This is a genomic window from Nonomuraea glycinis (assembly GCF_014646515.1).
GTDB lineage: Bacteria > Actinomycetota > Actinomycetes > Streptosporangiales > Streptosporangiaceae > Nonomuraea > Nonomuraea glycinis.
In genome coordinates, this window is the sequence record NZ_BMNK01000005.1 from 118,872 (window position 1) to 130,710 (window position 11,839).

Below are 11,839 nucleotides of genomic sequence, written 5' to 3' on the forward strand. Positions count from 1 at the left end.
CGCGATCCAGGGCACCTGGCGGCCATGACTCCTCCCGCTGAACCACGCAGGCTCCTGGTGATCGGCAACCCGGCGGCGGGCGGCGTCGACGGGCAGACCCGCGAAAAGGTCCTGGCCACGCTGGCCGACGACGCCGACGTGCTGGCGTGTGACGTGGCGGAGCCCGGCGACCTCGGCCGGATCCTCGGCGAGCACCCCGGCCGGATCCCGGTCGTCCTCGGCGGCGACGGCACCGTGCACGCCGTGGTGGCGGCCCTGCTGGCCAGGGACGAGCTCGCCACCCGCCCGATCGGGCTGGTGCCGCTGGGCACCGGCAACGACCTGGCGCGCGCCCTCGGCATCCCGCTCGACCCCCGCGCGGCGGCCCAGGCCGTCGCCCGAGGGCGGGAGCGGGCGCTGGACCTGCTCGTGGACGGCGAGGGCGGGATCGTCGTCAACGCCGTGCACGTCGGCGTCGGGGCCCGGGCCTCGGAGCAGGCCGCCGCGCTCAAGCCGGTGCTGCGCCGGGCCGCGTACGCGGTGGGCGCTCTGCTCGCCGGGGCGCGTACCCGAGGCTGGCGGCTGCGCGTGCGGGTGGACGACGAGCTCGTCAGCGACGGCCGCAGGCGCGTCCTCATGGTGGGCGTCGGCAACGGCGTCTCCATCGGCGGCGGCACCCCGCTGGCCCCGCACGCCCGCCCCGACGACGGCCTGGCCGACGTCTTCGTCTCCTACGCGGTCTCCCCGCTGGCGCGGCTGGCGTTCGGGGCGCTGCTGCGGCGCGGCAAGCACCCCGAACGCGGCGACGTGCTCACCGTCAGGGGCACCACGATCACCGTCGAGGGCGAGCCGGTCCCGGCCAACGCCGACGGCGAGCTCTCCCCACCCGCACCCCGCCGCACCTGGACCCTGCACCCGGCGGCCTGGCGCGTCATCGTGCCCGCCGAAGAGCCGACCGGCTGACGGTGGTGCGGGGCCGGGCGGTGCACACCGTTTAATGCCGCCGCAATCACTTCGATCTCCTTCCGGTAACAGTGCGTAGCCAAACTGGTCTCATGAGCGATGCACACAGGACGGTTCACGTACGTACCGGCGGGCACCACCTCCAGCATCACGCGCGTTCCTGGCGACGGGAGATCCTGGAGCTGGCCGCGCTGTTCTTCGCGGTGGGCGTGGCGCATCTCCTGGCCACGCTGCTCGGGCACGAGCAGCCGGGCCCGCTCGTGCTCGTCGGGCTCGGGGTGGCCCTGATCACCGGCACCGCGATCCACAAGCGGCTCGGCCTGCCCGGCAGGAAGCCCCGGCAAGGGCCGACCCTTCCGGTGGCGGACGACGCGGGGTCCGCGATGGCCCTGTGGCGCGTCCGCATGCGGGTGGTGGAGCGTCCGGGCCGCCTGGCCGCGGTCGCGGCCGCGTTCGGCCGGCTGCGCTGCGACATCCTGGCGCTGCACATCGCGCCGACCGGCAGCAGCGCCATCACCCCGGCCGGCTGCGACGCCCTGGACGAGTTCGTCGTCGAGGCGCCCCGGGACCTGGCGCCCGGCGTGCTCAGCGCCGCCCTGTCCGAGGCGGGCGGGCATGACGTCATCATCGTGCCGGCGCAGGTCAAGGATCTGACCGACCCGGCGGTGCAGGCGCTGGTGCTGGCGCAGCGGGTGGGCGCGGACCCCGACCGGCTGCCCGAGGCCATCGCCGAGCTGCTGCGCGTCTCCGAGGTCGAGTGGCGGCGTCCCGGCGACACCGTGGACGAGGGCGCCGAGCTCAACACCACCATGGTGATCTCCGTCAACCCTGACCGGGCGCTGCTGATCAGGCGGCCGGGACTGCCCTTCACGCCGACCGAGGCCGCCAGGGCGACGGCCCTGACCGCCGCCGCCCGGCACGCCCGGTACAGCACCGGCTGAAAAGGATCACTGCCCCCCTGGCGGCCCGCCGGTCCATGGTTGACAGTGGATACGGAACACGAAGCCATCCAGGGGGTCACGTGAGCGAGTCATCGACGTTCCCGATCTACATGCGCAGGGACGGGTTCGATCCCGTTCCCGAACTGGCGGCCATGCGGGACGAGGAGCGCATCGGCCGCATCAGCACGCCGTTCGGGATCGACGCGTGGCTGGTCACCCGGCACGCCGACGTGCGCGCGGTGCTGGGCGACGCCGAACGGTTCAAGATAGCCAAGCGGGGCATCGGGGAGCTTCCCGGGGCGCCGAAGATGACCGAGGAGGAGCTCGCCGTCATGCGTGCGGGCAACCTGCTCACCACCGACCCGCCCGAGCACACCCGGCTGCGCCGGCTGTTGACGCCCGAGTTCACGATCCGCCGGATGCGCCGGCTGGAGCCCCGGATCAGGGACATCGTGAACGATCACCTGGACGCGATGGAGCGCGCCGGCTCGCCCGCGGACCTGGTGAGCTCCTTCGCGCTGCCGATCCCGTCGCTGGTCATCTGCGAGCTGCTGGGCGTGCCGTACGAGGACCGGGCCGGCTTCCAGCACCGCACCTCCCGCACGATCGACATGTCGGTGCCGATCGAGGAGCGCGTACGGGCGCAGCTGGAGTCGCGCGCCTACATGGGCGAGCTCGTCGCCCGCCAGCTGGCCGAGCCCGGCGACGACCTGCTCGGCATGCTGGTACGCGAGCATCGCGACGACGTGTCGGCCGACGAGCTCATCGGCATCGGCAGCCTGCTGCTGCTCGCCGGGCACGAGACCACCTCCAACATGCTCTCGCTGGGCACGCTGGCGCTGCTGCGCCACCCCGAGCAGCTGGATCTGCTCAGGAAGGAGCCCGAGCGGATCGACGCCACGGTGGAGGAGCTGCTGCGCTGGCTCAGCATCGTCCACTCCGGCACCTTCAAGGTGACCACCACCGAGGTGGAGATCGGCGGCAGGAAGCTGGCGGCCGGCGAGCTGGTGGCCTGTGCGCTGCCCGCCGCCAACCGGGACCCGGCGCTGCTGCCCGACCCGGACCGGCTGGACATCAGCCGGGGCGAGCCCGGCCACGTGGCCTTCGGGCACGGCGTGCACCACTGCCTGGGCGCGCCGCTGGCCCGGATGGAGATGCGCATCGCCTTCCCCGCCCTGCTCGACCGCTTCCCCGGCCTGCGCGTGACCGACACCGAGCCGGAGTTCCGCTCGTTCAGCATCGTGTACGGCCTGTCGTCGCTGGAGGTCGCCTGGTGAGAGCCGGACGGTCCGCTCGTGGTGAGGGCGGCCGGCCGGCCGGCTCGTGGTGAGGGAGGTCAGCCGGTCAGTTCGCGGCGTTCGACGGTCCACTGGGCGGCCTGCTCACTCAGCGTGAAGCCGAGGCCGGGCCGGTCCGGCACCAGCATCCGGCCGTCGCGGATCTCCAGCCGTTCCTGGAACAGCGGCTCCAGCCACTCGAAGTGCTCCACCCAGGGCTCCAGCCCGTACGCCGCCGCCAGATGCAGGTGGATCTCCATGGCGAAGTGCGGGGCGAGCTGCAACCGGTGGTGCTCGGCCAGCGCCGCCAGCCGCAGGAACGGCGTGATGCCGCCGATCCGGGGCGCGTCCGGCTGGATGATGTCCGCGCCGCCCGCCCGGATCAGCTCGGCGTGCTCGGCCACGCTGGTCAGCATCTCGCCGGTGGCCACCGGCGTGTCCAGGGCGGCGGCCAGCGCGGCGTGCCCAGCGCTGTCGTAGGCGTCCAGCGGCTCCTCGATCCAGGTCAGCCCGTACTCCTCCAGAGCCCGGCCCATCCGCGCGGCGGTGGGCCGGTCCCACTGCTGGTTGGCGTCCACCATCAGCGGCACCCCGTCGCCCAGGTGCTCGCGCACCGCCCGGACGCGGGCCAGATCCGCCCGCGTGTCCGGCTGCCCCACCTTGATCTTGATGCCGCCGATGCCCCGCTCCAGCGCCGCCGAGGCGTTCTCCAGCACCTCACCGACTGGCGCGTGCAGGAACCCGCCCGAGGTGTTGTAGCAGCGCACCGAGTCGCGGTGCGCGCCCAGCAGTTTGGCCAGCGGCAGCCCCGCCCGTTTGGCCTTCAGATCCCACAGCGCCGTGTCGAAGGCGGCGATGGCCTGGACGGCCAGCCCGCTGCGGCCGACGGAGGCGCCCGCCCAGACCAGCTTCTCCCACAGTCGGGGGATGTCGTTGACGTCCTCGCCGATCAGCTCGCGGGCGATCTCGCAGGCGTGGGCGTACTGACCGGGACCGCCGGCCCGCTTGGAGTAGGCGAAGCCGATGCCCTCCAGGCCGCCCTCGGTGCCGATCTCGGCGAACAGGAACGCGATCTCGGTCATCGGCCGCTGCCGCCCGGTGAGCACCTTCGCGTCGCTGACGGGAGCGCTCAGCGGCAGACGTACGGAGGACAGCCGAATTACGGCAATACGGTCAAGAGGCTTGGTCATGGGAGCCATCATCCGAAATCGCTTGTTGTCCTACAACTGGGCTGATCGGGAAGTTGTGCCGGAAGACGTTGCCCGGGTCGTACACCCCCTTGATCCGCCGCAGCCGATCCAGCGTGCGCGGCGGGAAGGCCTTGGCCAGCAGCGCGTCGTCCGGATAGGACTCGAAGCTCAGGTAGATGGCTGCCACGTCGAGCCGCTGCCACGTCCGCTCGGCGGCGGCCCGGCGGGAGGTGCTCAGCACCACGTTCAGGGAGAAGTTCTGGGTGCGGTGGGCGTAGGCGGTGGCATCGGGGGCGGTGTCGTTGACCGCGCCGCCGACCGAGCGCACCTGGAACATGGTGACCTCGCCGCCGGCGAACATGCCGGCCACCAGCGTCGTGACGGCGCTGTCGAGGTGCTCGACCAGCGCGGAGTGGCCGTACAGGCGGGGCTGGCCGCGATGCCGGTTGTGGTGCGGGGCGACGAGCGCCGCGTAGGGGGCGAGCTGGGCCTGCTGCTGCAGCACCGGGCCCAGCTCCAGGAACGGCTCCAGCGCCGTCACGGCGGCGTCGGTGTCGTCGCCGGCCCAGGTGACGATCGTCTGCGCCAGGACCGTGGCGTCCGCCTGGCCGGGGAAGACCGTCAGGAAGGCCGTCAGCTTCCGCGGGCTCGCCTCGACCAGGCGTCCCCACTTCTCCAGGAACGCGGCGGTGTCCGTGGCGTCGTGCACGAAGACGGCGAACACCACGTCGCCGACCTCGGCGGCCTCGATCTCGAAGGAGGTGACGACGCCCATGTTGCCGCCCGCGCCGCGCAGCGCCCAGAACAGGTCCGGATGCTCGTCGGCGTCGGCGCGCACGATCCGGCCGTCGGCCAGGACCACCTCGGCGGCCCGTACATGATCGAGGGTCAGCCCGTAGGAGCGGGCCAGGAAGCCCTGGCCGCCCGCGGTCGCCAGGCCGCCGACCCCCACGTCGCCGTAGTCGCCGGAGCTGATCGCCAGCCCGTGCGGCGCGAGCGCCTGCGCGACGTCGCCCCAGCGGGCGCCCGCGCCGACGCGTACCAGCCGCCGCGCACGGTCGATCACCTCGACGCCGTCGATCGCGCCGACGTCGATGACGATCCCGCCGTCGTTGGTGGAGCGCCCGCTGATGCCGTGCCCGCCGCTGCGCACCGCCAGCGGCACGTCCTGCGCGCAGGCGAACGTCACGGCCTCGGCCACCTGCTCCGGCGTGGTGGCGCGCAGCACGAGCCCGGGGGAACCGGCCCAGACGTACGACGAGCGCACACTGTCGTACGCCCGGTCGCCGGGCTCGACCGCGACGCCCGCCAGCGACGCGGGCAGCGCGTCGTAGTCGATGCCGGGCCGGCGCGCCGCCAGCGCGCGAGGCGAACGCACCGCGCCGGCCGCGGCGCCGCTCCCCGCGCGGGTCGCGGTGCCGGTCAGAGCGCTGGTCGTGGCGTCGCGTGCGGCGGCGACGGAAGCGCGCAGGGCCGGGGCGACCTCCTGGGCGAAGGTGTGGATGGCGCGCGGGTCGTCCGAGGCGATGATGAACGTGGAGACGCCGTCCTCCAGCGCCAGCGGCAGCAGTTGCTCCGCCCACCCGGCCACCGGACCCCGCAGGGCGGAGCCCATGACGTTGAGCAGCCGGCGGATCTCGCGCGGATCGCGCCCCGCCTCGACGGCCGCCTCGTCGATGATCTTGTTGCCCGCGCCGATGTCCGCCGGCTGGGCATAGCCGAGGCTGGGCAGCCAGCCGTCGGCCTTCGTGCCGATCAGGCGCAGCATGCGCGGCTTGTAGGCGCCGAGCCAGATGGGCACGTCGTGCGCGGGGGAGGGGCCGCGCTTGGCGCCATGGACGGAGTAGTAGGTCCCGTCCAGCTTCAGCACGCCGCGCTCGCCGGCGTCCCACACCCCCCGGATCACGTCCATGGCCTCGCTCAGCGCCTCGACGGCCTGGCCGGGGGTGAGCCGCCGACCGCCCATCGCCTCGACCGCGTCCCAGAACGCGCCCGCCCCCAGGCCGAGCTCGATCCGCCCACCCGACAGCAGGTCCAGGCTGGCCACCGACCGGGCCAGCACAGCGGGAAGACGCAACGGCAGATTGATCACATTGCCGGACAGATGCACCCGCTCGGTCCTGGCCGCCACCCAGCTCAGCAGCGTCCAGGTGTCCAGATAGCCGGGTTGGTACGGATGGTCCTGGAAGGTAACAAGATCCAGGCCGGCCTGCTCGCTCAGGACGGCGAGCTCGACGGCCAGCTCGGGCTGTTGGTTCTGCGGAGTGATGAACGACCCGAACCGTAGATCGTGGCCATAGTCAGGCATGAGGGGACCTCCCGGACAACTGGTAGACATGTCAACCATAACCATATTGGATGACATGTCAACCGACTGGGTGACGTATCAACCTTTCGTGACGTACGCTGCCCATATGACCGAGCAGCGACTGGCGAGCCCGAGCCCCACGGAGCCGGACGCGTCCCGACGCCAACCAGAGGTGGCCGCGTGGCTCCGCCACACCACCGCCCACGGACAGCTCGCCGCCCACCTCGCCCGCGAGCTCACCCGCGCCACCGGCCTGTCCGAGGCCGACCACCAGGTCCTGGACGCGCTCCTGGACGCGCCCGGCACCCGCATGCGCGCGCTGGAGCTGCGCTATGCCCTGCAATGGGAGAAAAGCCGCCTGTCCCATCAGGTGGCCCGGATGAGCGCGCGCGGGCTGATCGAACGGGTGGCCTGCACCGAGGACGCGCGCGGCTGGGACCTCTCGCTCACCGCCACCGGCCGCGAGGCCGCCACCCGCGCGCGGGCGGTCCGCGAGGAGTCCGTACGCCGCCTCGTCGTCACGACCCTGGGGCCGGAGCGCCTGGCCCTGCTCGCCGAAGCCGCCGACCTCCTGACCGAGCGTCTGGAGCGCGCGGCGCAGGAGGACCCGGACTGCCGGGCGGCTCGTACGGAGATCTACGGCGAGGAGAAGTAGGGCTCAGCCGTTCAGGGACGTGCGCAGGAGGAGCATCGCGATGTCGTCGGTGCGGTGGTGGACGGCGGCCGAGGGGGCGATGAGGGTCTCGGCCACGGACTGCAGCGGCTGGTCCGCGAGCCGGCCGAACTCGGCGGTGAGGCCGAGGATGGCGTCACCGATATCGATGCCCGGGCTCTCGATGAGCCCGTCCGTGTAGAGGGCCAGGACGGAGCCGGGCGGCAGTTCGTACTCCGTGGTCGGGTATTCGGCGTCGGCGTCGATGCCGAGCAGCAGGCCCGGCGGCGGCTCGAGGACGACGGCGGGTGCGCCCGGCGAGTGGAGCAGCGGTGGGAGGTGGCCGGCGCTGGCCATGCAGGCGAGGCCCCGGCTCAGGTCCAGGCTGACGTACAGGCAGCTGGTGAAGCGGTTCGGGGACAGCTCGGTGAGCAGCCGGTTGGTGTGGCGCAGGACGTCACCGGGTGACGAGCCCGCCCTGGCGTAGGCGTGGATGGCCGAGCGCACCTGCCCCATGAGGGCGGCGGCGGTCGTGTCGTGCCCCTGGACGTCGCCGATGACGGCCGCGGCCATGCGGTCGCCCAGGTCGATGAGGTCGTAGAAGTCGCCGCCGATGTCCATGCCGCGCGTGGCGGGCAGATAGCGGGCGGCCACGTCCAGGCCGGGAAGCTCGGGCAGCCGGCGAGGTAGCAGACTGCTCTGCAGGGCCTGTGCGAGCTGGTGCTTGGCGTCGTACAGGCGGGCGCGTTCGAGCGCCTGGGCGAGCAGCCCGGCGATTCCGGTGAGGTGGGAGCGCTCGTCGGTGGTGAAGTGGTGGGGATGGTCGAAGGCGAGCACCCAGGCGCCCACGGGCCGGCCGGAGGCGATCAGCGGCAGGAAGGCCCAGGCGGACATGTCGTCGTAGCGGATGGTCTCGGGATAGACATGCGCAAGCTCGCGCCAGGTGGCGAAGAACAACGGCATGCCGGATGCGAGGGCGTGTGCGCTGGGCGTCGGTGAGGTCACCGGCCGGCCGTCGAAGTCCTTGATGGTCTCCTGGGCGTAGTTGCGTGAGCCGATGATCCGCATTCGCCCGCTCTCGGCCCGCAGGACCGCCGTCGCCTGGACGTCGAAGACGGGCAGCACATGGTCGGCGACGAGGTCGACCACGTCCTGGACGGTGGCGGCCTGGCTCAGGGCGGTGGTGAGATGCAGCATGTCGTAGAGCGCGGGCCCGGTCGCCCGCTTGTTCGCGCTCACCGGGACATCGGGCAGCAGGTGGTCCACGTCCCTGGCCATGGTGCTGGGGATGACGCGGACGCTGACCCCGAAAGGGGCGGGATAGAGCTGGAAGGCCAGCCACTGCCCGTCGGGGCGCTCCGCCATGAAGGAGGTGGTCTCGTGGCTGATGACCGCGGCGCGGTAGCGGTCCTCGCAGTGCGGCTTGTTCAGCCAAGGCAGCCATTCCCAGGGGCGCTTGCCCAGCAGTTCGGACGCCTCGTCGCCCAGGAGTTCGGCGGCCGGCGGGGTGAGGAAGGTGATGCGCCCGTCGATGTCCATCGCGAAGTAGCCCTCGGGCAGGCCGTTGAGGCAGTCCAGCGCGGCCAGGCCGGAGTCGAAGTCCGCATGGGTGGCGCGATAGGGCGACAGGATGCGGGGGCGGTGCCGGGGTGTCATCGATCTCCCTTCCCTGGCCGCCTCCCCCAGGACGTGGCTCATCTGGCGACAGGTTCGCTGAATGGTGTCGAGCTTGTGCTGCGTGAGCTCGGCGGTCTCCGCGGGGGGCCACAGCAACAGCAGCGCTCCCCAGTCGGTGGCGCCGCTGTGGATCGGGGCCGCCGCGACGGAGAAGTGGTACGGCAGCGCCAGCGCGGCACCGGGGAACGTGCGGGCCAGCTCCTCCTGATTGGCCAGCCACACCAGACGCCGCTCACGCACCGCGACGGCCACCGGGACCGAGCTGGTCAACCTGATCCTGGCCCACGCTCGGGCGATCATGGTCGGGAAGCCCAGCGAGGCGTCCATCAGGAGAACCTGCTCGTCCTCGTCGAACAAGTAGAGGGCGCCGATGTGCGCCCCGGAGTCATTGATGGCCTCGATCAGCATGGTGTGCAGGTCGTCTGCGGCGTCGCGCCGTGGATCCGTGGCGGCGACGGTATCGCGCCGCACGCTCTAGATCTCCTCGCTTCTGGCATCGGACCGGGGTGAATGTCCAAAAATACCCATAAGGGAAGAATACGCATAGATATTAATAGAAAGGCATTCTCAAGGCTATAGCGGACTCAAGGACTTGTACGGGGCCGGATGCGGGCACGAGAACAGCCGCCCTGCCCGCGGATGCGCGGGCAGGGCGGCTGCGGCGGCGGCTACCGGGAGGTCATCCCAGGCCGTTCTTCATCGCGGTGATCAGCTCCCCGTTCGAGGTGTCACCGCTGAGCTCCCAGAAGAACGCGCCGCCGAGGCCCTGGTTCTTCGAGTAGCTCATCTTGCCGCCGATCGTGCTCGGCGTGTCATAGCTCCACCACTGGTTGCCGCAGTACGCGTACGCGGTGCCCGCGACGGTGCCGGTGGCGGGGCAGCGGGTCTTGAGCACCTTGTAGTCCTCGATGCCCGCTTCATAGGTGCCGGGCGCCGCCCCCGACGCGGAGCCGCCCGGGGCGGACTGGGTCACGCCGGTCCAGCCGCGGCCGTAGAAGCCGATGCCCAGCAGCAGCTTGCTCGCCGGGACGCCCTTGCTCTTGAGCTTCTGGATGGCGTTGTCGGAGTAGAAACCCGGCGTCGGGATGCCGCTGTAGGAGGTGAGCGGCGAGTGCGGGGCGGTGGGGCCCTGCGCCGCGAAGGCGCCGAAGTAGTCGTAGGTCATGACGTTGTACCAGTTGAGATACTGCGCGGCGCCGCCGTAGTCGGCCGCGTCGATCTTGCCGCCGTTGGTGCCGTCGGCGGTGATGGCCGCGGTGACCAGGTTTCCGGAGCCGAAGCGGGTGCGCAGCGCCGACATCATATTCCTGAACGCGGCGGGGCCGCTGCTGTCACAGCTCAGGCCGCAGGCGTTGGGATACTCCCAGTCGATGTCGATGCCGTCGAAGACGTCCGCCCAGCGCGGGTCCTCCACCAGGCGGTAGCAGGACTCGGCGAAGGCGGCCGGGTTCTGCGCTGCCTGGCCGAAGCCACCGGACCAGGTCCAGCCGCCGAAGGAGAACAGCACCTTGATGTGCGGGTGCTTCTGCTTGAGCTTGCGGAGCTGGTTGAAGGTGCCGCGCAGCGCTCCGGCGTCCCAGGTGTCGGCGACGCCGTCCACGCTCTCGGCCGCGCTGTAGAAGCGGTCGTAGTCGGCGTAGCTGTCGCCGATCGTGCACTGGCCGTTCTGTACGTTGCCGAAGGCGTAGTTGATGTGGGTCAGCTTGGCCGCCGAGCCGCTGGTGTCGATGTTCTTGACGTGGTAGTTGCGCCCGTAGACGCCCCACTGGACGAAGTAGCCCAGAACCTTGTCACCGCCGCCACCGCCGCCACTCGTGGTGGTGGCGCTGACCTGGGCGCTGTTGGCGGAGCGGTTGCCGGCGGCGTCGCGGGCGCGGACCGTGTAGGTGTAGGCGGTGTTCGGGTTCAGGCCGGTGTCGGTGTGGGTGGTGCCGGTGACCGTGTCGATGAGGGTGCCGCCGCGGTAGACCTCGTAGCCGGTGACGCCGATGTTGTCGGTGGAGGCGTTCCAGGCGAGCGAGACGCTGCTGGAGGTGACGCCGGTCGAGCGCGGGTTGCCCGGCACCGACGGCGCGGTGGTGTCGTTCCCGCCGCCGCCCGAGGTGGTGGCGCTGACCTGGGCGCTGTTGGCGGAGCGGTTGCCGGCGGCGTCGCGGGCGCGGACCGTGTAGGTGTAGGCCGTGCTCGCGCTCAGGCCGGTGTCGGTGTGGGCGGTGCCGGTGACCGTGGTGACGAGGGTGCCGCCGCGGTAGACCTCGTAGCCGGTGACGCCGATGTTGTCGGTGGAGGCGTTCCAGGCCAGCGAGACGCTGCCGGAGGTGACGCCGGTCGAGCGCAGGTTGCCCGGCACCGAGGGCGCGGTCGTGTCACCGCCGCCGCCGCTCGTGGGCAGCCAGAGCGCCAGGACGTTCGGCGGCTCCCAGCCGGGCTGCGAGGTGTGGCTCTGGCGGCACTCGTACTCGACGCCCTCGTAGGTGACGCGGGTGCCCGCCGTGTAGGCGGTCCACGGCGCCCAGGCGGCGAAGGCCGCGACGGTGCCGCCAGTGGAGGTGGTGGCGCCGTACGCGCCCGGAGGGGCGGCGACCGCCGCGGTGAGGGGCAGCAGTAACGCCGCCAGGCCGGCGAGGACCTTGCTCAGGATGGTGTGTCTCATGGCTGCTCCGGCATCCGGTGGGAGTGGGGGGCGGGATGGGAGACGTGCGGTCAACTCTTAGGAAAGTTTCCTTATAGTTGTACGTTGACCGTAGCCCCTTACCGGCGTCAGCGTCAATGACGGTAAACGCGATCCGATTAGGGCAAGGTGCCGTCAAGTGGGCGTGTCCGGTTCCAGGCCCGCGAACCCCCCGGTAGAA

General features: G+C 71.7%; 8 protein-coding genes. 4 read left to right on the top strand and 4 right to left on the bottom strand.

All coding sequences use genetic code 11. The annotated features are described in order from the left end of the window. Positions 1 to 24 precede the first annotated feature (24 nt). The 3 genes from IEY87_RS16505 to IEY87_RS16515 all read left to right on the top strand — a co-directional run bounded on the left by IEY87_RS16505 (position 25) and on the right by IEY87_RS16515 (position 3,160). Positions 25 to 942: a diacylglycerol/lipid kinase family protein gene (locus IEY87_RS16505; protein WP_189139553.1), complete on the top strand. Its 918-nt coding sequence runs from the start codon at positions 25 to 27 to the stop codon at positions 940 to 942. Positions 943 to 1,034: 92 nt separating this feature from the next. Then, positions 1,035 to 1,883, top strand: coding sequence for a hypothetical protein (locus tag IEY87_RS16510; protein ID WP_189139554.1), 849 nt, complete (start codon positions 1,035 to 1,037; stop codon positions 1,881 to 1,883). Positions 1,884 to 1,963: 80 nt separating this feature from the next. Beyond that, positions 1,964 to 3,160 carry a cytochrome P450 gene (locus tag IEY87_RS16515; RefSeq protein WP_225277067.1) on the top strand — a complete coding sequence of 399 codons (1,197 nt, stop codon included), beginning with the start codon at positions 1,964 to 1,966 and terminating at the stop codon, positions 3,158 to 3,160. A 59-nt stretch (positions 3,161 to 3,219) separates the two neighbouring features. Here IEY87_RS16515 and IEY87_RS16520 read toward each other — a convergent pair whose 3' ends face one another. Beyond that, positions 3,220 to 4,350, bottom strand: a complete 1,131-nt coding sequence (locus IEY87_RS16520; protein ID WP_189139555.1) for an L-talarate/galactarate dehydratase — start codon at positions 4,348 to 4,350, stop codon at positions 3,220 to 3,222. Next, positions 4,334 to 6,658 (bottom strand): LLM class flavin-dependent oxidoreductase, encoded by a 2,325-nt coding sequence (locus IEY87_RS16525; protein WP_189139556.1) that lies wholly within the window; start codon positions 6,656 to 6,658, stop codon positions 4,334 to 4,336. Before IEY87_RS16525 ends, IEY87_RS16520 begins: the two co-directional genes overlap by 17 nt. 106 nt (positions 6,659 to 6,764) lie before the next feature. On the opposite strand from IEY87_RS16525, the gene IEY87_RS16530 reads away from it, so the two are divergent. Beyond that, positions 6,765 to 7,313 (top strand): MarR family winged helix-turn-helix transcriptional regulator, encoded by a 549-nt coding sequence (locus IEY87_RS16530; protein WP_189139557.1) that lies wholly within the window; start codon positions 6,765 to 6,767, stop codon positions 7,311 to 7,313. 3 nt (positions 7,314 to 7,316) lie between these two features. Here IEY87_RS16530 and IEY87_RS16535 read toward each other — a convergent pair whose 3' ends face one another. Together IEY87_RS16535 and IEY87_RS16540 are read right to left on the bottom strand one after the other, a co-directional pair. Beyond that, the gene (locus IEY87_RS16535) at positions 7,317 to 9,458 is read right to left on the bottom strand and encodes a SpoIIE family protein phosphatase (RefSeq protein ID WP_225277066.1); all 2,142 of its coding nucleotides are present in this window, start codon (positions 9,456 to 9,458) and stop codon (positions 7,317 to 7,319) included. A gap of 208 nt (positions 9,459 to 9,666) precedes the next feature. Beyond that, on the bottom strand, positions 9,667 to 11,640 hold the full coding sequence (locus IEY87_RS16540) for a glycosyl hydrolase family 18 protein (RefSeq protein WP_189139558.1): 1,974 nt from the start codon (positions 11,638 to 11,640) through the stop codon (positions 9,667 to 9,669). Between the last annotated feature and the right edge of the window lie 199 nt (positions 11,641 to 11,839).